This window comes from Pseudomonas cimarronensis, from assembly GCF_049331905.1.
Lineage (GTDB): Bacteria > Pseudomonadota > Gammaproteobacteria > Pseudomonadales > Pseudomonadaceae > Aquipseudomonas.
This window is the reverse complement of sequence record NZ_CP186283.1, coordinates 739,195-763,840: the sequence shown is the minus strand read 5'-3', so window position 1 is coordinate 763,840 and position 24,646 is coordinate 739,195. Positions and strand designations below refer to the sequence as shown.

Below are 24,646 nucleotides of genomic sequence, written 5' to 3'. Positions count from 1 at the left end.
CGGCCAATCGCCGCGTCTTGCGCCACCTGTCCGAGCAGAGGGCTCATGTTAGACTCGCGCGCCTCTGCCTACGGTGAAACCTGCCCGTGCCCCACGCCGCTCTCGCTCATCCGCCGCGCTGGCTGACTGCCAGCCAACTCCACCCTGCGCCCACGGCAGCGGTGCGCGACTGGCTGTTCAATGAAGACTCGCTGACCCGCCGCCTGACCGCTCTGTCGGCCAATGGCTTTAGCGTGACCCCCCTGCAGGAAGGCTGGCAGCGCCTGCGCAACGATGAGTGCAGCGCACTGGGTGTGGCCAGCGGCAGCCAGGGCTGGGTACGCGAGGTGTACCTGCGCGGCCACGGCCAGCCCTGGGTATTTGCCCGCAGCGTGGCGGCGCGCAGCGCGCTGGAAGGCTCCGGCCTGGCACTGGACCAACTCGGCAGCCGCTCGCTGGGTGAATTGCTGTTCAGCGACCGCGCCTTTGATCGCGGTGAGCTGCAGGTGTGTCGCTACCCGGCCCAGTGGCTGCCAGTGGAAGCCTGTAGCGAGCGCCTATGGGCGCGGCGTTCGTGTTTTAGCCGTGGTGCTTTGGGCGTGCTGGTGGCCGAGGTATTCCTTCCTGAGTTCTGGCAAGCCACCGAGGTCGACACGCCGTAGGGCAGATGACGCGTCACCCATCCATCGTTGCGTCCTGGGGTGGATGAAAAGCGTCCGGCCTCACCTCGCTATCCACTGCCGGCTTCCCCGTATAATCAGCCGCACCTCGCACGGAGACGCGCTCGATGTATACCCGCCTGCTGCATTCACTCAATCGCCTGCACCCGCGCGCCTGGGACTTTATCCAGCTGATGCGCCTGGACAAGCCCATCGGCATCTACCTGCTGCTGTGGCCGACGCTGTGGGCGCTGTGGGTGGCGGCCGAAGGCGTGCCGAGCGTGAAGAACCTGCTGATCTTCGTCTTCGGGGTGATCCTGATGCGCGCCGCCGGCTGCGTGATCAACGACTACGCCGACCGCAACTTCGACGGCCATGTCAGCCGCACCAAGGCCCGCCCGCTGGCCAGCGGCAAGATCAAACCGCGTGAAGCCTTGATCCTGTTCGCCGTGTTGGTGGCGCTGAGCTTTGTGCTGGTGCTGTTTACCAACGCCACCACCATCTGGCTGTCGTTCGGCGGTTTGGCCCTGGCCGCCTGCTACCCCTTTATGAAGCGCTACACCTTCTATCCACAGGTGGTGCTCGGCGCGGCGTTTTCCTGGGGCATGCCGATGGCCTTTACCGCCGAAACCGGCAGCCTGCCACCGGAAGCCTGGCTGCTGTATATCGCCAACCTGCTGTGGACCGTGGCCTACGACACCTACTACGCCATGGCCGACCGCGAGGACGATCTGAAGATTGGCGTGCGCTCCACCGCCATTCTGTTTGGCGATGCCGACCGTCTGATCATCGTCATCCTCCAGGGCCTGGCACTGCTCTGCCTGTTGCTGGCTGCCGCGCGCTTCGAGCTGGGCCTGTACTTCCACCTCGGCCTGCTGGCCGCCGCCGGCTGCTTTGCCTGGGAGTATCACAAGACCCGTAATCGCAAGCCGATGGCCTGCTTCAATGCCTTTCTGCACAACCACTGGGCCGGCTTGGCGATCTTTATCGGCCTGGTTCTGGACTACGCACTGCGCGGGTAGAAAGATGGCTTGCCGCGCAGCTGTCATATCGCTGCAATAATTCCGTTATCTAATGCAGCCCATTACAGCGAGATGACCCGAGGCTTGATCCATGGTTGGCAAGAACATCCTGATCGTCGATGACGAAGCACCGATCCGTGAAATGATCGCCGTGGCCCTGGAAATGGCCGGCTACGAGTGCCTGGAAGCGGAGAACACCCAGCAGGCGCACGCCATCATCGTCGACCGCAAACCCGATCTGATCCTGCTCGACTGGATGCTCCCCGGCACCAGCGGCATCGAACTGGCGCGCCGCCTCAAGCGCGATGAGCTGACCGGTGATATCCCGATCATCATGCTCACCGCCAAGGGCGAAGAGGACAACAAGATCCAGGGCCTGGAAGTCGGCGCCGACGACTACATCACCAAACCGTTTTCGCCGCGTGAACTGGTGGCGCGCCTTAAAGCCGTGCTACGCCGCGCCGGCCCAACCGACAGCGAAGGGCCGATCGAAGTCGGCGGCTTGCTGCTCGACCCGATCAGCCACCGCGTGACCATCGACGGCAAACCGGCCGAAATGGGCCCCACCGAATACCGCTTGCTGCAGTTTTTCATGACCCACCAGGAGCGCGCCTACACCCGCGGCCAGCTGCTTGATCAGGTCTGGGGCGGCAACGTGTATGTCGAAGAGCGCACCGTCGACGTGCATATCCGTCGCCTGCGCAAAGCCCTCGGCGAGGTCTACGAGAATCTGGTGCAGACGGTACGCGGCACGGGTTACCGTTTCTCCACCAAGAGCTGACTTAAGCTCTGCGGCACCAGGCAAGCATGGATTGATTGGCGGATGAGTGTGAATTGAATCAAGACTGGCGCGGCCCCCTGATACGTCGTTTGTTGCTGCTGGTCGGTGTCTGCCTGCTGCTCGGGTTGATCACCGGCGAATATGCCTGGGCCCTGGTGCTCGGCCTGGCTGGTTACCTTGGCTGGCACCTGAGCCAGCTGCTGCGCCTGCACAAATGGCTGCGCACCCGCCAGGGTGACGAAGCGCCGCCCGATGGCTATGGCCTGTGGGGCGAAGTATTCGACAGCATCTATCACCTGCAGCGCCGCGACCAGAAAGTCCGTGGCCGCCTGCAGGCGGTGATCGACCGCGTACAAGAGTCCACCGCCGCGCTGAAAGATGCGGTGATCATGCTCGACCGCGACGGCAACCTGGAATGGTGGAACATCGCCGCCGAGAAACTCCTGGGCCTTAAAACCCCGCAGGACAGCGGCCAGCAGATCACCAACCTGGTGCGCGACCCGCGCTTTATCGAGTATTTCGAGAACCACAATTACAACGAGCCGCTGGAGCTGCCCTCACCGGTCAGCGACCGCCTGCGCCTGCAATTCCATATCACCCAGTACGGCAACCGCGAACACCTGATGCTGGTGCGCGACATCACCCGCCTGTATCAGCTGGAACAGATGCGCAAGGACTTCGTCGCCAACGTCTCGCATGAGCTGCGCACCCCGCTGACGGTGATCGCCGGCTACCTGGAAACCTTGCTGGATAACGTTGAAGACGTGAATCCGCGCTGGCTGCGCGCCCTGCAGCAGATGCAGCAGCAAGGCGGACGCATGCAGAACCTGCTGAATGACCTGCTGTTGCTGGCCAAGCTGGAAGCCACCGATTATCCCTCGGATAACCAGCCGGTGGCCGTCGACCTGCTGCTGCTGAGCATCAAGAACGATGCCCAGGCGCTGTCCGGCGAGCGTCATCACCGCATCAGCCTGGAAGCCGATCCGCACCTCAAGCTCAAGGGCAGCGAAACCGAGCTACGCAGCGCCTTCTCCAACCTGGTGTTCAACGCCGTCAAATACACCCCGAACGAAGGCGAGATTCATGTGCGCTGGTGGGGCGATGAGCAGGGCGCACACCTCAGCGTGCAGGACAGCGGCCTGGGCATCGAGGCCAAGCACCTGCCGCGCCTGACCGAACGCTTCTACCGGGTCGACTCCAGTCGCGCCAGCAACACCGGCGGTACCGGTCTGGGTCTGGCCATCGTCAAGCATGTGCTACTGCGCCACCGTGCACGCCTGGAGATCATCAGCAACCTGGGTAAAGGCAGCACCTTTACCTGTCACTTCTCCAGCCAACAGGTTGTCAAACGCGGCCAGTAGCCGCGTCCTACTTGCAAAGCCCGTTGGCAACCTCCACCCTTTAGCGGTCATCCACTACCCGAACCCTGTATGGACCCCTCCACGAGTTACGTCGCCAACAGCTATTTCGCCGATTTCGGCCTTGTCCTCTTCGCCCTGTTTCTGGTTCTGCTCAACGGCTTCTTCGTCGCCGCCGAGTTCGCCATCGTCAAACTGCGCGCCACCAAGGTGGATGCCCTGGCCGCCCAGAACGGCTGGCGCGGGCATATCCTGCGTACCGTGCACAACCAGCTGGACGCCTACCTCTCAGCCTGTCAGCTGGGGATCACCCTGGCCTCACTCGGCCTCGGCTGGGTCGGCGAACCGGCCTTTGCCCACCTGCTGGAACCGCTGCTCGGTGCCATCGGTATCGAATCGCCGAAGCTGGTGCATGGCATCGCCTTCTTCACCGCGTTTTTCATCATTTCCTACCTGCACATCGTGATCGGCGAGCTGGCGCCCAAGTCCTGGGCCATTCGCAAACCCGAGCTGCTGTCGCTATGGACGGCCGCACCGCTATACCTGTTCTACTGGGCCATGTACCCGGCGATCTTCCTGCTCAATGCCAGTGCCAACGCCATCTTGCGCATCGCCGGTCAGGGTGAGCCGGGGCCACACCATGAGCACCATTACAGCCGCGATGAGCTCAAGCTGATCCTGCACTCCAGCCGCGCCAGCGACCCCAGCGATCAGGACATGCGTGTGCTGGCCTCGGCGGTGGAACTGGGCGAACTGGAAGTGGTGGACTGGGCCAACTCCCGCGAAGACCTGGTGTCGCTGCCACTGAACGCCGCGCTGGATGAAGTGTTCAGCGTGTTCCGCCGGCATAAATACAGCCGCTACCCGATTTATGACGACAACAGCGGTGAATACGTCGGCGTGCTGCATATCAAGGACCTGCTGCTACACCTCTCCTTGCTGGAAATGCTGCCCTCGGCACTGAAACTGGCCGAGCTGATGCACCCCATCGAGCGCGTCAGCCGGCATATGCCGCTGTCCACCCTGCTGGAGCAGTTCCGCATCGGCGGCTCGCACTTCGCCCTGGTCGAAGAAGCCGATGGCAAAGTCATCGGCTACCTGACCATGGAAGACGTGCTGGAAGCGCTGGTCGGCGATATTCAGGACGAACACCGCAAGGCCGAACGCGGTATCCTTGCCTACCAGCCGGGCAAACTGCTGGTGCGTGGCGACACACCACTGGCCAAGGTCGAGCGCCTGCTCGGCGTCGACCTCGATCACGTCGAAGCGGAAACCCTCGCCGGGCTGATCTACGACACGCTCAAGCGCATGCCAGAGGAAGAAGAAGTGCTGGAAGTCGACGGCCTGCGCATCATCGTGAAAAAGATGAAAGGCCCGAAGATCGTCCTGGCCAAGGTGTTAAAGCTGGATTGACGGGAAGACTGCCGCAGAACGTGTTTACGATCTCGCGAGCTAGAGTCCTACAAGGTAACGAAGTAGGGCCGACGCGCAGCAGATCGTAAGCAGGTTCTTACTCGCCGCCGACGGCGAAATTAGGCAGGCTGTTGACCGGCTGCGAGAAGTCAAAGGGGATCGACTCCAGCGCCAGGCCGACATTGCGTTGCACCACGAAATGCAGGTGCGGGCCGGTGCTGTTGCCGGTATTGCCGGAGCGCGCCAAAAAGGCGCCAGCGGCAACATGACTGCCCTCAGTAACGGCCACCGAGCCTTGCATCAGGTGCAGGTAAACGCCCATGGTGCCGTCGTCATGCAGGATGCGCACATAGTTGCCGGACGGGTTGTTGCCACGGCCGCTCTGCTGGTTTTCGGTCTTCACCACCACACCACCACGCGCCGCAACAATCGGTGTGCCTTCCGGCATAGCGATATCCATGGCGTAGCGACCCTTGGGGGTGAAGTGGCTGTACTTGCCGTTCGCCCCCTGAGTCAGGCGAAACGGGCCGCCACGCCACGGCAGGGGGTAATGTTGCTGGGTCGGTAACAGGCGTGGGTCGCCCATGGCATAACGCAGCTTGGGGGTGTAGCGCATGGGTTTGCTGGCATCACGCGGGGCCAGAGTGGCCAGGCGGATATTGCTGCGCGGCGGCAGCACCCAGTTGATCGGCTTGTCGGGTACACCACTGACGTTATCCAGGCGCTCAAGACGCAACTCGATCTGCACCGGAGCATGCAGGTCATTGCGCACCAACAGGGTTTCCCCAGCCTCGTGCTTCTTGGTTTCCAGCTTTACCTGATTGTCCAGGCGCTCGACCATACGGTCGCGGAATACGAACACCTGAGCACCGGCGGTGGCCTTGTCGGTATAGGTGACCACGCCGTTGGCATCGGTGTACTTGTAAATGGTCAACGCCATTGCCTGGCCGGCAAGGGTCAACAAACTGCAGAGAAGTATCAGACGCCCTAGCATAACGACTCGGATCTTGTGATTGGTCTGTCCGGGCCGTTCAGATTAGCAGCCGTACCAAAGCCACGCGAGGCTCCGAGGGTCGGGCTGTGAACCGGCTCACCGCCGCTGGTCGGCATGCTTGCGTACATTACCGAGCGCAGCATGCAATACGGCACCATGCTCACAACGAAGTACCCGCCACCCTACGCCCCCGGGCTGAAATGTTTCTGCGCAGTGCCACGAGCGATCAGTCGGGAGATGTAGTCGAGCTTCTGCGGGTCCTGGTCGACAAACTTGAACGTCAGTTGCAGCCATTCGCTGTCCGGCTTCGGCTCAAAGGCCGCCACCGCATGCAGATAGCCGTTGAGCCGTGCCGTTTCCGCCGCTTCACCCTGCTCCAGATCAAGCACGGCACTGTCCAGAACCTGCGGCAGGGTTTCGCTGCGTTTGACCACCAGCAGCGCTTCCTTGAGGCTCAGCGCCTTGATCACACAAGCCATGCTACTGCCCGACGCCAGGCGCAGCTGGCCCTGCCCCCGTCCGCTTGGTGCCGCACTGGGCGCGGCCTTGCTGGCCGCCGGTTTGCCGGCGCCAGCCGCCTTGGCCGCAGGCGCGGCGGCGGGCTTGACCACATCCGCCTTGCCACCGGTCAAGGCGGACAGCGAATCATTGGCAAAGGCGCCCGTGCTGAGCATTTTCGGCGGCGCGCTGGACATCAGCGCCTGCAACTTGCCAGCGCGGCTCAGGGCCTTTTTCACCTTGGTGATCAGTTGCTCGTTGGAAAACGGTTTGCCGATAAAGTCGGAAACGCCGGCCTGAATCGCCTGCACGACATTTTCCTTGTCGCCACGGCTGGTGACCATGATGAAGGGGGTGATCTTGTGGCTGTCCTGCTCGCGGCACCAGGTGAGCAGTTCCAGGCCGGACATCTCCGGCATTTCCCAGTCGCAGAGAATCAGGTCGATGCTCTGCCGACCAAGCAGCTGCTGGGCCTTGCGCCCATTCACGGCTTCTTCGATCTGGATGCCGGGGAAGTGGTCGCGCAAACCCTTTTTCACCAGATCTCGGATAAAGGTTGCGTCGTCCACTACCAGCACACTGACTTTGCTCATCGGCCACTCCCGTTGTAATGGCCTTAAGCATAGTCACGGCTGCTGGCCAAAGGCCAACCGAAATGCATAGATGTGGCGATTACCTGCATTTTTGCCGAGCGGGCGACGCCGGGTCACCCGCTGGCGAGGGCCTTAATTGCCCTTGCCGCTGCCCTGCACTTCTTCCTGCATACGGGTCAGGCCGATGTGCTTCACGTCAGTGCCGCGCACCAGGTAGATCACCAGTTCGGCGATATTGCGCGCATGGTCGCCGATGCGCTCCAGCGAACGCAGGGCCCAGATGATGTTGAGCACGCGCGAGATCGAGCGCGGGTCTTCCATCATAAAAGTCACCAGTTCACGCAGGGCGGTCTTGTATTCGCGGTCGACGGTCTTGTCGTACTGCGCCACCGACAGCGCCAGGTCGGCATCGAAGCGGGCGAAAGCGTCCAGGGCCTCCTGCACCATCTTGCGCACCTGATCACCAATATGCCGCACCTCAACATAACCGCGCGGCGCCTCGCCTTCCTCGCACAGGAGGATCGCGCGCTTGGCGATCTTGGTCGCCTCATCACCGATGCGCTCCAGATCGATTACCGACTTGGAGATGCTGATGATCAGACGCAGGTCAGACGCCGCCGGCTGGCGACGAGCGAGAATGCGCACGCACTCCTCGTCGATATTGCGTTCCATCTGGTTGATCTGGTCATCGATCTCACGCACTTGCTGAGCCAGACCGGAGTCGGCGTCGATCAGTGCGGTAACCGCGTCGTTGACCTGCTTCTCGACCAGGCCGCCCATCGCCAGCAGGTGGCTGCGCACCTCCTCCAGCTCGACGTTGAATTGCTGGGAGATATGCTGGGTGAGGTTTTCTTTGTTGATCATGTAAGAGTCCTGAGCCGGGTTGTACCTCCCCTCTCCCCTTCGTTCATGAAGTCTGGGAGAGAGGCCGGAGGAAAGGGTCTGCAAGCACCACCCTCTCCCTAACCCTCTCCCGCCAGCGGGAGAGGGGACAGATCCGCATTAACCGTAACGACCGGTGATGTAATCCTCGGTTTGTTTCTTCGCCGGGTTGGTGAACAGCGTGTCGGTATCACCGAACTCGATCAGTTTGCCCATGTACATAAACGCCGTGTAATCCGACACCCGCGCCGCCTGCTGCATGTTGTGGGTAACAATGACAATGGTGTATTTGGATTTCAGTTCGTAGATCAGCTCTTCGACCTTCAGTGTGGAAATCGGGTCGAGCGCCGAGCAGGGCTCATCGAGCAACAGCACTTCCGGCTGCACCGCCACGGTACGGGCGATCACCAGGCGCTGCTGCTGACCACCGGAGAGGCCGAGAGCGGAGTCATGCAGACGGTCCTTGACCTCATCCCACAGCGCCGCGCTTTTCAGCGCCCATTCCACCGCTTCATCGAGCACACGTTTCTGATTGATGCCCTGGATGCGCAGGCCGTACACCACGTTCTCATAGATGCTCTTGGGGAACGGGTTGGGCTTCTGGAACACCATGCCGACGCGGCGGCGCAGTTCAGCCACATCTTCACCTTTGCGGTAGATGTTGTTGCCGTCGAGGTTGATTTCACCTTCTACGCGGCAGCCGTCAACCAGATCATTCATCCGGTTGAAGGTACGCAGCAGGGTCGATTTACCGCAACCAGACGGGCCGATAAACGCCGTCACGCGCTGATTGGGGATGCTCATCTTGACGTCGAACAGTGCCTGCTTCTCGCCGTAATACAGGTTCAGACCCGGCACATCGATGGCCACGCGCTCGTTGGCCATGTTCAAGCCCTGACGGTCGCGCCCCAGAGCGCTCATATCGATACCGTGTGTGTGTGCTTCGTGCTGCATGGGATGCTCCCTACGCTAACAAATTCGTTAAGCCGCCACGGCCAGTGGGCCGTGGCGCAATGATTAGTGATCCAGCGCCTTGTACTTCTCGCGCAGGTGGTTGCGGATATAAACCGCCGACATGTTCAGCACCACAATGACCAGCACCAGCAGCAGCGCAGTGGCGTACACCAGCGGCCGCGCGGCCTCAACGTTGGGGCTCTGGAAGCCGACGTCGTAGATGTGGAAGCCCAGGTGCATGATCTTCTGATCAAGGTGCAGGTACGGGTAGTTACCATCCACTGGCAGGCTCGGGGCCAACTTGACTACACCCACCAGCATCAGCGGCGCCACTTCACCCGCGGCGCGGGCCACGGCGAGGATCAGACCGGTCATCATCGCCGGGCTGGCCATTGGCAGCACCACGCGCCAGAGGGTTTCCACCTTGGTCGCGCCGAGGGCCAGGGAGCCTTCACGCACGGCGCGGGGAATCCGTGCCAGGCCTTCTTCGGTGGCCACGATCACCACCGGCAGGGTGAGGATCGCCAGGGTCAGCGAGGCCCAGAGCAGACCCGGCGTACCAAAGGTCGGCGCCGGTGCGGCTTCCGGGAAGAACATGCGGTCCAGCGAGCCACCCAGCACATAGACGAAGAAGCCCAGACCGAACACCCCGTAAACGATGGCCGGAACGCCCGCCAGGTTGTTTACCGCGATGCGGATCACTCGGGTCAGCGGGCCCTGCTTGGCGTATTCGCGCAGGTAGATGGCAGCGACCACACCGAACGGGGTGACGATCACGGCCATGATCAGGGTCATCATCACCGTGCCGAAAATCGCCGGGAAGATACCGCCTTCGGTGTTGGCCTCACGCGGGTCGTCGCTGACAAATTCCCACAGTTTGGCGAGGTAGAAACCGAGCTTGTCACCCAGGCCCATGGCGTTTGGCTGGAAGGCGCGCACCACCTTGCCCAGGCTGATGGTCACTTCGCGGCCATCGACAGTTTTCAGGGTAACGCTGTCGCGATTGAACGCCTGGTTGAGGGCGATCAGCTCGGTTTCCAGCACCTTGTATTCGGCGTCCCACTGCGCCCGCTCGGCATCCAGCTCGGCCTGGGCGACCGCGTCCAGCTTGCCCTGCAGCTCCAGCTTGCGGGTTTGCAGGCGGATGCGCTCAAGCCCGGCGTTGATTCGGCCGATGTCCTTTTTCTCCAGGCGCACCAGCTGCTTGTGCAACTGCTCGACGCGCGCAAGACGCTCTTGCAGGGCAGGCCAGCTGGCGTCGCCTTCAGCAACCAGTGCGCCGTTTTCCTTGACGTTGACCAGGTAGCCGTAGAAGTTGCCCCACTCGCGGCGCTCCAGCGCCGTGAGATTTTCCGGGGTGCGCGGGTTACTCAGCCATTCGCCGACCACCCAGGTGAAATCCGCGCCGTAGATATCGCGGTTACCCACCTTGAAAAGCTCGCGGGTCATGAACTCGCCGCCGTTGGCGTCCACCGGCAAGCCGGAAGCGGCCAGACGGGCACGCGGCACTTCTTCGATCTGGCTGATCTCGCCGGCCATCACCCGGGCTTCCTGACCAGGGATCTGGTAGTCAGCCTCAACGATATCCGCCGGCCAGAAGTGGCCGAGGCCGCGCACGGCGATCACCATCATCAGACCCAGGGTCATGATCACGGCAATCGACACCGCACCAGCGTTCATCCAGATCCACGGCGTACCGCTCTTGAACCAGGTTTTCAGGTTGTTCTGTTTCACGGACATATACCTTCCCAAGCCTTAGAGCGAGGCGTACTTGACGCGCAGACGCTGGCGTACCAACTCCGCCAGGGTGTTCATGACAAAGGTGAAGGCAAGCAACACCAGCGCCGAGAGGAACAGCACGCGGTAGTGGGTACCACCGACTTCCGACTCGGGCATTTCCACCGCCACGTTGGCGGCCAGGGTGCGCAGACCTTCGAAGATGTTCATGTCCATGATCGCGGTGTTGCCGGTGGCCATCAGCACGATCATGGTCTCGCCGACAGCACGGCCCATGCCGATCATCACGGCCGAGAAGATGCCCGGGCTGGCGGTCAGAATGACCACGCGGGTCAGGGTCTGCCACGGCGTCGCACCGAGCGCCAGGGAACCAAAGGTCAGGCTTTTCGGCACACTGAACACGGCGTCTTCGGCAATCGAGTAGATGGTCGGGATCACCGCAAAACCCATGGCCAGACCGACCACCAGGGCGTTGCGCTGGTCGAACGGAATGCCCAGATCATTGCTCAGCCACAAGCGCATGTTGCCGTCGAACAGCCAGTTCTCCACGTGACCGCTCATGGCCAGCGACAGGTAGCCGACCAGCAGGATCACCGGAATCAGCAGCGCCGATTCCCAGCCGTCTGGCACGCTCAGGCGGATCGACTCCGGCAGGCGGCTCCACAGGTAACCGGCCAGCAGAATGCCGATTGGGGTAAACAACAGCAGACTGAAGATGCCCGGCAGGTGGCCTTCCACATACGGCGCGAGGAACAGACCGGCGAAGAAGCCGAGGATCACCGTGGGCAGCGCTTCCATCAGCTCGATCACCGGTTTGACCTTGCGGCGCAGCGCCGGGGCCATGAAGTAAGCGGTGTAGAGGGCGGCAGCGATGGCCAGCGGCGCGGCCAGGAGCATGGCGTAGAACGCGGCTTTCAGGGTACCGAAGGCCAGCGGCGCAAGACTCAGCTTGGGCTCGTTGTCAGTGCTGGCCGAAGTCGACTGCCAGACATGGCTCGGTGCGTCATAGTTTTCGTACCAGACCTTGCCCCACAGCGAACTCCAGGAAATCTCCGGGTGCGGGTTGTCGATGATCAAACGCTGCAGCTGGCCATCGCTTTCCACCAGCACGCGGTTGGCGCGTGGCGACAGAGCAGCCAGAGCCTGCCCTTCGGCCACCGACTCAACCAGCAAGGTACGGTGGGCGGTGCTGTGGAAGATACCCAGGTTGCCCTTGGCATCCAGGGCGAAGAAGCCCTTGCGACGCTCCTCCGGGAGAATCTGGATGATCGGGCTGCCAGCCAGCTGGAAGCTGCGAATCGACTTCAGGACGGCTTTGCCGTCTGCTTCGCGCACCATAAACCACTGCGCGATGCCGCCACTGCTGTCACCGATCATCAGCGAAATGCCGCCGAGCAGCGAAGTGGCGTTGCTGACTTCCAGCTTGCCGTCTTCCAGCAACTTGTAACGGCCGTTCAGGCTGTTGTTGCGCATGTCGAAAACATCAGCCGTGGCGCGGCCATTGACCACATACAGCCACAGGTGACGCGGGTCGATAATCAGCGCCTTGATCGGCTCGGCAATCTGCGGCAGGGCGATACGCTCTTCGCTGAGGGTCACCTCGCCCGTCATCATGTTCTCTTCGCGACCCAGCTTCAGCACATGCAGCTCTACACCGGTGGAACCGGCAAGCATCAACGTACCGCTATTCAGGCTGATGCCCACATGATCCAGCGCGCGCCCCTGCGGATCGAGGCCAATCGCAGCCTCACCAAAGGGAAACTCAACACTCGGATTGATGGTTTTCACATCATTCGGGTAGGTGATCTTGTAAACATGCTGGAACACCAGCACCTGGCCGTTGGACAGGCCTAGGGCGACACGGTTGCTACCCGGCTGATCCTGGCCGATCGAGGCAATCTGCGCACCCGCGGGAATCGGCAATTGCATGCTGTTCAACGGCTGCATGTTCTTCGCATCGAAGAACTGCACCTTGCCGCTCTGATCCAGGCGCATGCCCATCTGGTTCTGTTCTTCCAGAGTCAGCAGCAGCGGCGCAGCCGCTTCATTCAGCCAGGCGACCTGCACCGGCTTGCGGCTTTCCATGCTGGCGCCCTGAAACATCGGCAGCACCACATAAGCCAGGTAGAAGAAGATCAGGGTGATGGCACCGAGTACGGCCATACCACCGACGGATACCGCCCAGCGGGCGAAACGATCTTTCAGCGCACGGATACGCCGTTTGCGCTGCAGAGCCGGAGTGTTGAAGTCCAGCCCGAGGGATTTGGATGTGGCGGTCATGGTTTCACTAGCCAAGTCATTCATAGGTAAGAGCGTCTCTGCGCAGCCATGAGCGCGCCATAGTGATTTCTGTCGCTATACGAGTGCTCACTCTAGCGGCCCTGTATGACAGAAAAGTTACAGCGCTTTGACAAAGCAACGCCCACCTGTCGTAAACGAAGGCGGGCGTGCGAGTTTTTATGGTCTGCCATCCCTGGCGACCACCCTTCGGGCCGTCGCTACGCGACGTTAAAAAGGGTTCCCGACCATTTGGGGCGTCCTTGCCTAACAGGCCGGTCTTACAGACCCAGTTCCTTCATGGTTTTCTCAACCACTTTGCTCGGCAGCGGGATGTAGCCGTCTTTCACGACCACTTCCTGACCTTGCTTGGACAGCACCAGCTTGACGAACTCGGCATCCAGCGGGCTCAGTGGCTTGTTCGGCGCCTTGTTGACGTAAACGTAGAAGAAGCGAGCCAGCGGGAACTTGCCAGCCAGGGCGTTTTCTTCGTTGGCGTCAAAGGCTTCGCCGCCTTTCTTCGACAAAGGCACAGTCTTCACGCTGGAAGTCTTGTAGCCGATACCCGAGTAACCGATGGCGTTGATGGTGCTGGAGATCGACTGCACCACGGAAGCCGAACCTGGCTGCTCGTTGACGTTGGCCTTGAAGTCACCTTTGCACAGGGCTTCTTCTTTGAAGTAACCGTAAGTGCCGGATACCGAGTTACGACCGAACAGCTGGATCGGCTTGGCCGCCCACTCACCGGTCATGCCCAGGTCACCCCAGGTTTTGATATCGGTAGCGCCACCGCACAGGCGGGTGCTGGAGAAGATCGCGTCAACCTGAGCCATGTCCAGGGACTTGATCGGGTTATCTTTGTGTACGAATACGGCCAGGGCGTCGATGGCTACCGGTACGGCAGTCGGCTTGTAGCCGTATTTCTCTTCGAAGGCCTGGATCTCGGCATCCTTCATCGCACGGCTCATCGGGCCCATGCTGGCGGTGCCTTCAGTCAGAGCGGGCGGCGCAGTAGAAGAACCGGCGGCCTGAATCTGGATGTTGACGTTCGGGTATTCCTTTTTGAACTCTTCAGCCCACAGGGTCATCAGGTTGGCCAGGGAGTCGGAGCCGACGCTGGACAGGTTGCCCGATACGCCGGAAGTCTTGGTGTAGCTCGGCAGAGCCGGGTCGACAGCAGCAACCGCAGTGGCAGTAGCCACGCCAGCGGCGACAAAAGTCATGGCCGCCATCAAACGCTTAAGTTTCATGCCTTACTCCTGGAAAACAAGTGTTGGATTGAACGGGGCCAAGTATCTGTAGGCCGCATGACGACTGTATGTAAGCAATGTGACAGTTAGATGAACGCGACCCATGTTTTGCAGCAGTCGATAAACCGAGAGGCCGAGCCCTGGCGGCCAACTGCCATGGTCGCCCTGCGACTGCCGAGTCGTTATACTCGCAGCGCCCGCACTCCCGCGGGCCTGCCGGGCCACCCCGCGATCGCCGCAGAGCCAGACTCGCCGCCAGCGCCAAGCCCTGCACCGCGCCAATAAAAACAACCGCGCCGCGAGCCTATCCGATGCACGATTTCGAACAGGAAGACCCCATCCCGCAAGGCGACCTGGCTTTGCAGATCACCGCGCTGCCGCGTGAAACCAACGGATTTGGCGATATTTTCGGCGGCTGGCTGGTGTCGCAAATGGACCTGGCAGGCACTGCCATGGCCAGCAAGGTCGCCGGCGGCCGCGTTGCCACCGTGGCCATCGACCGCATGGCCTTTCTGGTGCCGGTGGCGGTGGGCGCGCAGCTGTCCTTCTATACGCAAACCGTGGAAGTGGGCCGCAGCTCGATCCAGATGCTGGTCGAAGTGTGGAGCGACGATCCGCTGTCCAGCGAATGGCGCAAGGTCACCGAGGCGGTCTTCGTGTTTGTCGCCATCGACGGCAGCGGCCGCACCCGTCCGGTGCCGGCACGGCGCTAGACCAGATGGGTTAGCCCCATCCGCCCGCAAAAACAAAAACGCCGGCTATTAAGCCGGCGTTTTGCTGTGCGCTAGAAATTAGCTGCGGATGTTGTAGATATCCTTCTCGTTCAGCTCGGCGTAGTCATACAGACGCTTGAGGTAGGCCTTCTGTTGCGCCCATACCTTGCTCGCCACCGGGTCGGCGGCGGCGCTGGCATCAACCACTTCGGCCGCCACTTCCTTGAGTTTGGCCAGCACTTCGTCCGGCAGGCGGCGCACTTCCACACCCTCGGCCTTGAGCTGCTCCAACGCTTCCATGTTCTTCGCGTTGTAATCGTCGAGCATGTCGCCGTTCACATCACGCGCGGCGGCGCGAACGATGGCTTGCAGATCGGCCGGCAGGGTTTCCCAGGCCTTGATGTTGACGTCCAGCTCGAAGGTCACGTTCGGCTCTTGCCAGCCCGGGGTGTAGTAGTACTTGGCGGCTTTGTGCAGGCCCAGGGCCTGGTCGTTGTATGGTCCGATCCACTCGGTGGCGTCGATGGCACCGGTTTGCAGCGCAGTGAAGATCTCACCAGCCGGCATGTTGACCACGGTGCCGCCCATCTTGGTCAGCACTTCGCCGCCCAGCCCCGGGGTGCGCATCTTCAGGCCCTGGAAATCGGCCACGCCGTTGATTTCCTTGTTGAACCAGCCTGCAGTCTGCACACCGGTCGCGCCGCAAGCCATCGGCAGCACGCCGAACGGCTTGTAGGTTTCTTCCCACAGCTGCATGCCGCCACCACGGTGCAGCCAGGCATTCATTTCCTGGGCGTTGGGGCCAAACGGCAGCGCGCAGAAAAACTGCGCGGCAGGCACTTTGCCTTTCCAGTAGTACGGTGCGCCGTGGCCCATCTCGGCGGTGCCGCGGCTCACGGCATCGAATACTTCCAGCGCAGGCACCAGTTCGCCAGCGGCATAGACCTTGATCTTCAGGCGGCCGTTGCTCATTTCTTCAACCAGCTTGGCGAAGCGTTCGGCGCCCACGCCTACACCCGGGAAGTTCTTCGGCCAGGAAGTAACCATTTTCCAGTTGAAGGTCTGAGCGCTCGCGCCCTCTTGAGGCTTGCCAGCGGTATCGGCTTCTTGCTTGCAACCGGCCAAAGCCGTGGCTGCGAGGCCGACACCGGCTGCTGCGAGTATTTGACGACGTTTCATGCAAAGCTCCTTTATTGTTGTAGTGGTCTGACCACAGGATCGCTGCAGGTAGACCGCGCCTGAGTAACATAGGGGTAAGTGACTCTCAAGCCTAGCGGATACGACTAAAGTTGTAGTGCCATTGCCGCACGCCAGAAGGCCTGCCTAGAATCGCCGGCCTGCCCACAAAGCCCATAACCACAAGAAGGACTCACAATGTCCGATAAGCCTCCGCTTCTGCTCGGCCTTGCTCATCTGATCGATTCATTCAATGCCCGCTTCGGCAAAGCCTGTTCCTGGTTGACCCTGTTTCTGGTGATCGGCACCGCCATCGTGGTGGTGTTGCGTTACGGTTTCGGGATCGGCGCCACCGCCCTGCAGGAAGCGGTGCTGTACGCCCATGCACTGGTCTTCATGGGCGCCGCCGCCTGGGTACTGCAGCGCAACGGCCACGTGCGGGTGGACATCTTCTACCAGAAGTTCAGCCCACGCCGCAAAGCGCTGGTCGACAGCATCGGTACGCTGTTCTTCCTGTTGCCGGTTTGCCTGTTCCTCGGCTGGGCCAGTTGGGACTACGTCACGAATGCCTGGTCAACCCTGGAAGGCTCCAGCGAGTCGGGCGGCTTGAAATTCGTCTACCTGCAGAAAAGCATCATTCTGGTGCTGGTCGTCAGCCTGGTCCTGCAAGGAATCTCCGATTTGATCAAATCCGCCAATATCCTCACCGGCCGCCTGCAGGCTGCGGAGGTGCCGCATGGCTGAGTTAATGGCAATCCTGCTGTTTATCAGCATTTGCGCAGCCCTGATGGCCGGTTATCCGGTGGCCTTTACCCTGGCTGGTGTGTCCCTGCTGTTTGCCGGTATCGGTGTCGTTACCGGCACTTTCGATGCCGGCTACCTGAGCGCCCTGCCCAACCGCCTGTTCGGCATCATGAACAACCAGACCATGCTGGCGGTGCCGCTGTTCGTGTTTATGGGAGTGATGCTGGAGAAATCCAGGGTCGCCGAAGACCTGCTCGAATCCATGTCGCGGCTGTTCGGCACCCTGCGCGGCGGCCTGGCGATTTCCGTGTGCGTGGTCGGTGCGCTGCTCGCCGCCTCCACCGGTATCGTCGGCGCCACCGTGGTGACCATGGGCCTGCTGGCGCTGCCGACCATGCTGCGCCGCGGCTATGACCCGGCGATTGCCACCGGCACCCTGGCTGCGACCGGCACCCTGGGTCAGATCATTCCCCCGTCCATCGTGCTGGTGCTGCTGGGTGACGTGATGTCCAGCGCCTACCAACAGGCGCAGCTGAAGATGGGTATCTTCTCGCCGAAGACCGTATCGGTGGGCGACCTGTTCGTCGGTGCGCTGCTACCCGGCCTGCTGCTGGTGGGGATGTACATTCTCTACATCATCGGCGTGGCAATCCTGCAACCGAAGAAGCTGCCGGCCCTGCCACAGGAAGAGCTCGGCCCGATCGAATGGGGCAAGCTGATCAACGCGTTGGTGCCACCACTGCTGCTGATCGGCGCGGTGCTCGGCTCGATCCTCGCCGGTTACGCCACCCCAACCGAAGCCGCTGCTCTCGGGGCCTTGGGTGCCATGCTGCTGGCCTTCTACAAGGGCAAACTGAACTTCGGCCAGCTGCGTGAAGTGGCATCCGGCACCACCGAAATCAGCGCCATGGTATTCCTCATCCTGATCGGCGCCTCGCTGTTTTCCCTGGTGTTCCGTGGTTTCGGTGGCGAAGCCCTGATCGAGGACGTATTCGCCCAACTGCCCGGCGGCGTACTCGGTGCGTTTTTCCTGGTGATGGTGGTGATCTTCCTGCTCGGCTTTATCCTCGACTTTATCGAGATCACCTTCGTGGTGGTGCCGATTGTCGGCCCGGTATTGCTGGCCATGGGCCTGGATCCGATCTGGCTCGGGGTGATGATCGCCCTGAACCTGCAGACCTCGTTCCTCACCCCACCGTTCGGCTTCGCGCTGTTCTACCTGCGCGGCGTCACCCCGCCCTCGGTGCCCACCAGCACCATCTACAAAGGTGTGGTGCCGTTTATTCTGATCCAGATCCTGCTACTGGTGATTGCCTACCAGTTCCCGGGACTGATCACCTGGCTGCCGGAGCAGGTCTACGGTAAGTAAGCCTGACTCCAGCCACACAACGCCCGTCACTGACGGGCGTTTTGCTTTCTGCGCGCAAGCTGGGCTCCAATAGCCTTCTTTATTCTTTCTTCTACGAGTACGCCGATGGCCAGATCCCATGTTGAACGCCTTGAACTGGACGAACTGACCTGCTGGCGCGTGCGCCATGGCGCGAATGAATTGCTGATCAGCCAGCAGGGCGCGCAGATTCTCAGCTACCAGCAAGATGACCAGCCGCCGCTGATCTGGCTCAGCGAGCAGGCTGCCTACAAGCGTGGGCAAGGCGTGCGCGGCGGTGTGCCGGTGTGCTGGCCCTGGTTCGGCAACCTGCAACGCAACCCACAAGCAGTGCAAGCCATGCATCGGCAGCCAGACGCTGCACCTGCCCATGGCCTGGTGCGCAGCCTTGACTGGCAGCTGCAAGGCATCGACAGCCGTGATGACGGCGTCCAGCTGGAATTCAGCTACAACAGCGCCAGCCAGCCCCTGAGCGACTGGCCCCACGTCGCCGAACTGCGCTTGAGTATTCGCCTGGATGAGCGCCTGCATATCCAGCTGAACAGCCGCAACCTGGGCGACACGCCGCTGGCGATCAGCCAGGCGCTGCACAGTTACTTTGCTATCAGCGATATTCGCCACGTCGCGGTCGAAGGTCTGCACGGCTGCCGCTATATCGAAACCCTGGAAGACTGGCAGCAACGTCAGCAGGACGGTCTGCTGACATTCAGCGACGAGACTGACCGCATCTATCTCGATACGCCCGCACACCTGAGCATCCTCGATCACACCTGGCAGCGGCGCATCCAACTGCACAGCGGCGGCTCGAATTCGGCCGTGCTGTGGAACCCCTGGATCGACAAAGCCCAGCGCCTGTCACAATTCGCCAGTGATGCCTGGCAGGGCATGCTGTGTATCGAGCACGCCAATGTCATGGACGACATTCGCGTGCTGGGCGCCGGACAACAGCACCAGCTCGACCTGAGCCTGTGGGCTGAACCGGCATAAGAGAGGTCTACCTGGCGAGTAACAGCACCGGCAATGCGCTCACTGCCCCGCCGTCTCCAACGCCTGCGCCAACTCGGCCGCATCGGTAAAGCGGCGTTGCCCCTGTAGCTGGCCCTGGCGCAGGTCTAGCCACAGTACGCTGGCAGTGTCCGCCGGGTAACGGGGGGCGATACGGGCGTCGCGGTCGAGGAGGATGCGGTAGCTGTAGTCACGCATTTTGGGGATGGCAAAGAGTTTGCCGATGATGCTCGGCATGCGGCTGATATCGGCGAGAAACACGACGTGGCGCTGCTCCAGATAGCCCTTGGGCTTGCCCTGCAAGGCCGCGTCGACGAGTTTGGCGGCGTCCATGCTACGGGCCACCAGCAGCACCTGCAGTTGATCGTCCAGGGTGTAGGCCTGGTCATGCTGATCAAGCAGGGTCCAGGGTGCCAAACGCTCACCGGTTTCCAGGGCCATGCTGGTGGCGGAGATCAGGCACAGCAGTACAGCGATGGCAGCTTTCATGGCAGGGGCCCCAGGCTTACAGGTCATCATCGGTCACCACTCTAACCACATCCGCCTGCATGGCATACGCCGCATCCGCCAGCTCGTTGTTGACCTGTTCGATCTTCAGCGTGCCGCTGACCCAGAGTGGGTTGTAGATGTCTTCAAGTTCGATGCCTTTGGGGTAGCGCACCAGTACCAGCTGGTTCGGCGGTGGCGGCGGCACGTGGATGCAGGCACCGGGGTAGGGAACCAGGAAGAACAATATGCTGCGGCCTTTGCTGTCGGTTTCCAGCGGCACCGGGTAGCCACCCAGGCGGATGGCTTTGCCGTCGAAGGCGGCGACGGTTTTCGTCGAGTACATCACCGCGGGCAGGTCCTGATCCTGCTGCTTGAGGCCACCGGGGTTGTAAAAGCCGCTGTCCTGCTCAAGGCCCTGGTGACTGATCTCGGGCATCTCCTCCAGGGCCTGGCGGTCTTCCGGCGGCATCAGCTCCAGCCAATCGGTTTCCGGCAGTTCGGCGCAGGCCAGGGTACTGATCAACAACAAGGGCAGTAACAGGTAGCGCATCAATGGGCTCGCAAGGCAGCAGGATGAAAACGGGCATCAGCTCTTTTTGACAGCGCCGTAGATGATCAGCAGCACCACCGCGCCGATCACCGCGCCGATAAAACCGGCGGATTCGCCCACCTTGTAGATGCCCAGTGCCTGGCCGCCGTAGGTGGCGGCGATGGAGCCACCGATACCCAGCAGGATGGTCATGATCCAACCCATGCTGTCGTTGCCAGGTTTGATAAAGCGCGCGATGAGGCCAACGATCAGGCCGATAAAGATGATGCCGATAATGCTCATGGTGCGTCACTCCGTGTGTATTGCAGGGGCCAATACTGGCGTTACGCAATCAGACGGATATTGGCCGCCAAGGTTCCCGCTGCGGCCGCCGGTGAGACGGCCGCAGCGGTTTTTCAAGACTTGGCGATCAGCGCCTCGACCACGGCGATCTGCTTGGCCAGCGTGGCGCGATCCGCGCAGCGCAGGGTGGCGTGACCGACCTTGCGCCCAGCCTTGAAGGCCTTGCCGTAGTGGTGCAAGCGGCAGTCGGCGATGGCGATAACCTGCTCCACCGGCGGCACGCTGCCAATAAAGTTGAGCATGGCGCTCTCACCGATCTTGGCAGTCGAACCCAGCGGCAGGCCAGCGACGGCGCGCAGGTGGTTTTCGAACTGGCTACACTCGGCGCCTTCGATGGTCCAGTGCCCGGAGTTGTGCACGCGTGGGGCGATTTCGTTGGCTTTCAGGCCGCCATCGACTTCGAAGAACTCGAAGGCCAGCACGCCGACGTAGTCGAGCTTGGTCAGCACGCGGCTGACGTAATCTTCGGCCAGCGCCTGCAGCGGATGATCGGTGCTGGCGATGGACAGCGCCAGCACGCCGCTGTCGTGGCGGTTGTGCACCAGCGGGTAGAAGCGCGTTTCGCCATCACGGGCACGCACCGCCACCAGCGAGACTTCGCCGGTAAACGGCACGAAGCCTTCGAGGATGCACGGCACGCTGCCCAGCTCAGCAAAAGCACCGGTTACGTCTTCGGGCTTGCGCAGGACTTTCTGGCCCTTGCCGTCGTAACCCAGGGTGCGGGTCTTCATCACCGCCGGCAGGCCAATGCTCGCCACAGCCGCGTCGAGGTCAGCTTGGGATTGGATATCGGCGAAATCCGGGGTCGGGATGCCGAGGTCCTTGAACATGGATTTTTCAAACCAGCGATCACGGGCGATGCGCAGCGCATCAGCGCTCGGGTAGACCGGGACGAACTGCGAGAGGAAGGCCACGGTCTCGGCCGGCACGCTTTCGAACTCGAAGGTCACCAGATCCACTTCATCCGCCAGCTGACGCAGGTGATCCTGATCGCCGTAATCGGCACGGATATGTTCACCCAGCGCTTGCGCACAGGCATCCGGCGCGGGGTCGAGGAAAGCGAAGTTCATCCCCAGCGGCGTGCCTGCCAGGGCCAACATGCGGCCCAGCTGGCCGCCACCGATTACGCCGATTTTCATTACGCGTTCCTCGGATCCGGGTTTTCCAGAACAGATTCGGTTTGCTCGGTGCGGAACGCCTTCAACCGCTCATGGAACTGCGGGTGCTGGTGACCGAGGATGCTCGCAGCGAGCAGCGCGGCGTTGACGGCACCAGCCTTGCCGATGGCCAGGGTGGCGACCGGAATACCGGCGGGCATCTGCACGATCGACAGCAGCGAATCGACGCCCGAGAGTACGGCCGACTGTACCGGCACGCCGAGTACCGGCAGGTGGGTCTTGGCCGCACACATGCCCGGCAGGTGCGCCGCGCCGCCAGCACCGGCGATGATCACCTGGATGCCGCGTTCTTCAGCCTGTTCGGCGTACTGGAACAGCAGGTCCGGGGTGCGGTGGGCAGAAACCACCTTCACTTCGTACGCAATGCCCAGCTTGTCCAGCATCTCGGCGGTGTGGCTAAGGGTGGACCAATCGGACTTGGAGCCCATGATCACGCCAACCAGTGCGCTCATCGTCGTGCCTCTTCTTCATCAAGTGCCCGTAGGCGCTGCAGAAACTAACAAGCCACGCTGGAAACCAGGCGTGGCTTGTTAGTGTATGAATTATGGCGGTGCGGACCGCCAAAGGCCGCGCAGTATACCGTAAAGCCTGGGCTGGCGTGCACCTCGGCACGCCGTTTGTCGCGCACCGCCCGCCACGACGTCAGACGCAACGCCGGGGGAACGCCACGAGCAGACCTGGCGCACAAATCGCGGCCGGTGGCCTGGCTATACTGGGCGTTCTTTTAATCCAACAAGGACACCACCATGACAAGGCTGTCACTGCTACTCGCCGCTTCGCTGTTCACCCTCAACGCCAGCGCCCTGGAACTGGCCAAATACCCGCAAGTGTTCAATGCCGGCAATGGTATCAGCGTCACCGTCGCGCCGAGCAGCGATGGCAAGCAGGCGCTGATCCAGGTCAGCGGTATCAACCACCCGCTGGATGAAGTGGTGCTGCTGAGCACGGTCAACGAACGCGGCAACGATGAGCGCGATTACACCACCACTCTCAATGGCAGTAGCTACAACATGCTGCTCAAGCGCCAGGGCTGGGGCGGCGAGCAATACCAGCTGTACCTGCCGAGCACCGACGGCTTCGAGCTGGGCTTCGACGAGAGCAAGAGCAAGCAGGCCAAACCGGCCAACCTGCTGGCACTGTACGAACAGCAGATGAAAAAAGGCATTCAGGACAAACTCAGCCGCTTTGATCGTGAGCAGCGCCTGGCCGACTTCAGCGCCCAGCTGCAACAGATCGACCAGGACGCCTCGAAAGCCTGTGATACGCCGTTGCACACCCAGGTTGACTGGCAAGCCATCGACGATGACAAGCTCAAGCGCCTGAGCGTGCCGAGTTTCTGCGGTGAAGTGGTCAACCAACTGGCCAACCTGTGCCAGAACGATGCCGACTACAAGGCCGAGGCCAAAAGCCTGAAAACCGTGGAGTGCAGCTTCGCCGCGAAGCTCAAACTGCGCGAAAACGAGGCAACACTGACCTTTACCACCCACGAAGAAGCACCCAATCAGGGCGACTTTATCAACGCCTTCCTGCGCAATCGCTGAATTGCGCCTGCCAGCAGCGCCCGGCACCGTGCCGGGTCGCTGCCAGGCCGCGGCATAGTTCTTGCCTCATTACCGGCATTCTGAACAGTTGCGGTCACCCCGATGTTGCACGCCCACCTGACCACCCTGCATGTGGTTTCGCAAATCCTCGAAATCTTTGCTCACCAACCTGAACTGACCGAATCACTGCTGGCCGGTAGCGGCATTGCAGCGGCTGATCTGGCCTGCGCCGACACCCGCATCACCCGCACCCAGGAACTGCAGGTTTGCGCCAACGCCCTGCAGCTGCGCAGCGACCTGGGCCTGGAGCTGGGCCGACGCATGCATGTGTCGGCCTATGGCATGGTCGGTTACGCCGCGCTCTCCAGTGCCACCTTTGGTGACGCCTGGCGGCTGATGCTGCAGTACCCGGCCCTGCTCGGCACCTACTTCAAACTGGATATGCAGCTCGAAGGCGAGCTGGCCTGGGTCAGCGCGAGCGACTACCAGCACAGCCCTGCACTGGAAGTATTCAACCTGGAAATGTGCCTGGCCTCGCTCAAGCTGATCAGCGATGACCTGCTCGGCCAACCGCTGCCCCTCAGCGCGGCGCAGTTTCGCTATGGCGAACCCGACTACAGCGCGCGCTACCAGCACAGCTTTGCCTGCCCGCTGCAATTCGAGGCACCGCGCAATGCCTTCGCCTTCCCCGCCAGCTGGCTGCAGCACCCCTTGCCGCTGGCCGATGCGGTCACCCACCGGGAAATGCTCGACCGCTGCCGCAAACAGAACGCCGAATTCACTACCCGCCAGGCCTGGCTCGGGCGCATTCGCCAGCTGCTGGCTGAACAGCTGACCGCCCCACCCGGCCTGGAACAGCTGGCGCAGCAGATGCATTGCTCACCGCGCACCCTGCGGCGGCATCTGCAGGAACTGGGCACGCACTACCAGGAACTGCTCGACGAGCTGCGTTTCGAACGGGCGAAAATACTGCTTGGCCAGGAAGACTGGCCGATCTGCCGGATTGCCGAATACCTCGGCTTCAGCGAAACAGCCAGTTTCCGCCACGCCTTTCAGCGCTGGAGCGGCGTGGCGCCGAGTCGCTTTCGTGCCTAGCCAATAACCCGCGCCATTCCCAGATTGCA

24 protein-coding genes are annotated in these 24,646 nt (G+C 61.7%); 11 read left to right on the top strand and 13 right to left on the bottom strand.

Features of this window, described 5'->3' with window-relative positions; all coding sequences use genetic code 11:
• Positions 1 to 86: 86 nt before the first annotated feature.
• The 5 genes from ACOCLD_RS03645 (at position 87) to ACOCLD_RS03625 (ending at position 5,212) form a co-directional block, all read left to right on the top strand.
• Positions 87 to 641: a chorismate--pyruvate lyase family protein gene (locus tag ACOCLD_RS03645; RefSeq protein ID WP_422910893.1), complete on the top strand. Its 555-nt coding sequence runs from the start codon at positions 87 to 89 to the stop codon at positions 639 to 641.
• Positions 642 to 766: 125 nt separating this feature from the next.
• Positions 767 to 1,660 carry a 4-hydroxybenzoate octaprenyltransferase gene (gene ubiA / locus ACOCLD_RS03640; RefSeq protein ID WP_160013766.1) on the top strand — a complete coding sequence of 298 codons (894 nt, stop codon included), beginning with the start codon at positions 767 to 769 and terminating at the stop codon, positions 1,658 to 1,660.
• Positions 1,661 to 1,751: 91 nt separating this feature from the next.
• Positions 1,752 to 2,441 (top strand): phosphate regulon transcriptional regulator PhoB, encoded by a 690-nt coding sequence (gene phoB, locus ACOCLD_RS03635; protein WP_160013767.1) that lies wholly within the window; start codon positions 1,752 to 1,754, stop codon positions 2,439 to 2,441.
• A 53-nt stretch (positions 2,442 to 2,494) separates the two neighbouring features.
• Entirely contained in the window at positions 2,495 to 3,802 is a 1,308-nt protein-coding gene (phoR, locus tag ACOCLD_RS03630; protein ID WP_422910892.1) for a phosphate regulon sensor histidine kinase PhoR, read from the top strand.
• Between the two features lie 69 nt (positions 3,803 to 3,871).
• Positions 3,872 to 5,212 (top strand): hemolysin family protein, encoded by a 1,341-nt coding sequence (locus ACOCLD_RS03625; RefSeq protein WP_257776535.1) that lies wholly within the window; start codon positions 3,872 to 3,874, stop codon positions 5,210 to 5,212.
• 97 nt (positions 5,213 to 5,309) lie between these two features.
• Here ACOCLD_RS03625 and ACOCLD_RS03620 read toward each other — a convergent pair whose 3' ends face one another.
• The 7 genes from ACOCLD_RS03620 to ACOCLD_RS03590 all read right to left on the bottom strand — a co-directional run bounded on the left by ACOCLD_RS03620 (position 5,310) and on the right by ACOCLD_RS03590 (position 14,397).
• Positions 5,310 to 6,206 (bottom strand): peptidoglycan DD-metalloendopeptidase family protein, encoded by an 897-nt coding sequence (locus ACOCLD_RS03620; protein ID WP_422910891.1) that lies wholly within the window; start codon positions 6,204 to 6,206, stop codon positions 5,310 to 5,312.
• A 182-nt stretch (positions 6,207 to 6,388) separates the two neighbouring features.
• Positions 6,389 to 7,297 (bottom strand): response regulator, encoded by a 909-nt coding sequence (locus ACOCLD_RS03615; RefSeq protein ID WP_392539240.1) that lies wholly within the window; start codon positions 7,295 to 7,297, stop codon positions 6,389 to 6,391.
• A 132-nt stretch (positions 7,298 to 7,429) separates the two neighbouring features.
• Complete coding sequence (gene phoU / locus ACOCLD_RS03610; RefSeq protein WP_257776530.1) at positions 7,430 to 8,161, bottom strand: phosphate signaling complex protein PhoU; 732 nt, start codon at positions 8,159 to 8,161, stop codon at positions 7,430 to 7,432.
• Between the two features lie 138 nt (positions 8,162 to 8,299).
• Positions 8,300 to 9,133: a phosphate ABC transporter ATP-binding protein PstB gene (pstB, locus tag ACOCLD_RS03605; protein ID WP_257776529.1), complete on the bottom strand. Its 834-nt coding sequence runs from the start codon at positions 9,131 to 9,133 to the stop codon at positions 8,300 to 8,302.
• Positions 9,134 to 9,196: 63 nt separating this feature from the next.
• Entirely contained in the window at positions 9,197 to 10,873 is a 1,677-nt protein-coding gene (pstA, locus tag ACOCLD_RS03600) for a phosphate ABC transporter permease PstA (RefSeq protein ID WP_422910890.1), read from the bottom strand.
• A 15-nt stretch (positions 10,874 to 10,888) separates the two neighbouring features.
• A complete protein-coding gene (locus tag ACOCLD_RS03595; RefSeq protein ID WP_422910889.1) occupies positions 10,889 to 13,174 on the bottom strand; it encodes an ABC transporter permease subunit in 2,286 nt (761 codons plus the stop codon).
• A 254-nt stretch (positions 13,175 to 13,428) separates the two neighbouring features.
• On the bottom strand, positions 13,429 to 14,397 hold the full coding sequence (locus tag ACOCLD_RS03590) for a PstS family phosphate ABC transporter substrate-binding protein (RefSeq protein ID WP_233683196.1): 969 nt from the start codon (positions 14,395 to 14,397) through the stop codon (positions 13,429 to 13,431).
• 311 nt (positions 14,398 to 14,708) lie between these two features.
• Here ACOCLD_RS03590 and ACOCLD_RS03585 point away from each other — a divergent pair, with 311 nt between their 5' ends.
• Positions 14,709 to 15,110, top strand: coding sequence for an acyl-CoA thioesterase (locus ACOCLD_RS03585; RefSeq protein WP_233683195.1), 402 nt, complete (start codon positions 14,709 to 14,711; stop codon positions 15,108 to 15,110).
• A 78-nt stretch (positions 15,111 to 15,188) separates the two neighbouring features.
• Here ACOCLD_RS03585 and ACOCLD_RS03580 read toward each other — a convergent pair whose 3' ends face one another.
• A complete protein-coding gene (locus ACOCLD_RS03580; protein ID WP_233683194.1) occupies positions 15,189 to 16,289 on the bottom strand; it encodes a TRAP transporter substrate-binding protein in 1,101 nt (366 codons plus the stop codon).
• A 195-nt stretch (positions 16,290 to 16,484) separates the two neighbouring features.
• Here ACOCLD_RS03580 and ACOCLD_RS03575 point away from each other — a divergent pair, with 195 nt between their 5' ends.
• From ACOCLD_RS03575 to ACOCLD_RS03565, 3 genes are all read left to right on the top strand, one after another.
• Positions 16,485 to 17,030 carry a TRAP transporter small permease subunit gene (locus ACOCLD_RS03575; protein WP_392539238.1) on the top strand — a complete coding sequence of 182 codons (546 nt, stop codon included), beginning with the start codon at positions 16,485 to 16,487 and terminating at the stop codon, positions 17,028 to 17,030.
• Entirely contained in the window at positions 17,023 to 18,399 is a 1,377-nt protein-coding gene (locus tag ACOCLD_RS03570; RefSeq protein WP_422910888.1) for a TRAP transporter large permease, read from the top strand. Before ACOCLD_RS03575 ends, ACOCLD_RS03570 begins: the two co-directional genes overlap by 8 nt.
• Before the next feature lie 105 nt (positions 18,400 to 18,504).
• Entirely contained in the window at positions 18,505 to 19,404 is a 900-nt protein-coding gene (locus ACOCLD_RS03565) for a D-hexose-6-phosphate mutarotase (protein WP_422910887.1), read from the top strand.
• Positions 19,405 to 19,443: 39 nt separating this feature from the next.
• Here ACOCLD_RS03565 and ACOCLD_RS03560 read toward each other — a convergent pair whose 3' ends face one another.
• The 5 genes from ACOCLD_RS03560 to purE form a co-directional block, all read right to left on the bottom strand.
• Positions 19,444 to 19,911, bottom strand: a complete 468-nt coding sequence (locus ACOCLD_RS03560; protein WP_422910886.1) for an FAD/FMN-containing dehydrogenase — start codon at positions 19,909 to 19,911, stop codon at positions 19,444 to 19,446.
• 16 nt (positions 19,912 to 19,927) lie between these two features.
• Positions 19,928 to 20,461, bottom strand: coding sequence for a DUF3299 domain-containing protein (locus tag ACOCLD_RS03555; RefSeq protein WP_422910885.1), 534 nt, complete (start codon positions 20,459 to 20,461; stop codon positions 19,928 to 19,930).
• A 36-nt stretch (positions 20,462 to 20,497) separates the two neighbouring features.
• Positions 20,498 to 20,743: a GlsB/YeaQ/YmgE family stress response membrane protein gene (locus ACOCLD_RS03550; protein ID WP_422910884.1), complete on the bottom strand. Its 246-nt coding sequence runs from the start codon at positions 20,741 to 20,743 to the stop codon at positions 20,498 to 20,500.
• Positions 20,744 to 20,856: 113 nt separating this feature from the next.
• Positions 20,857 to 21,942, bottom strand: a complete 1,086-nt coding sequence (locus ACOCLD_RS03545; RefSeq protein WP_422910883.1) for a 5-(carboxyamino)imidazole ribonucleotide synthase — start codon at positions 21,940 to 21,942, stop codon at positions 20,857 to 20,859.
• The gene (gene purE, locus ACOCLD_RS03540) at positions 21,942 to 22,433 is read right to left on the bottom strand and encodes a 5-(carboxyamino)imidazole ribonucleotide mutase (protein WP_422910882.1); all 492 of its coding nucleotides are present in this window, start codon (positions 22,431 to 22,433) and stop codon (positions 21,942 to 21,944) included. Before purE ends, ACOCLD_RS03545 begins: the two co-directional genes overlap by 1 nt.
• A 294-nt stretch (positions 22,434 to 22,727) precedes the next feature.
• Here purE and ACOCLD_RS03535 point away from each other — a divergent pair, with 294 nt between their 5' ends.
• Positions 22,728 to 23,522 carry a hypothetical protein gene (locus ACOCLD_RS03535; RefSeq protein ID WP_422910881.1) on the top strand — a complete coding sequence of 265 codons (795 nt, stop codon included), beginning with the start codon at positions 22,728 to 22,730 and terminating at the stop codon, positions 23,520 to 23,522.
• Positions 23,523 to 23,624: 102 nt separating this feature from the next.
• Positions 23,625 to 24,617: an AraC family transcriptional regulator gene (locus tag ACOCLD_RS03530; protein WP_422910880.1), complete on the top strand. Its 993-nt coding sequence runs from the start codon at positions 23,625 to 23,627 to the stop codon at positions 24,615 to 24,617.
• Positions 24,618 to 24,646 lie beyond the last annotated feature (29 nt).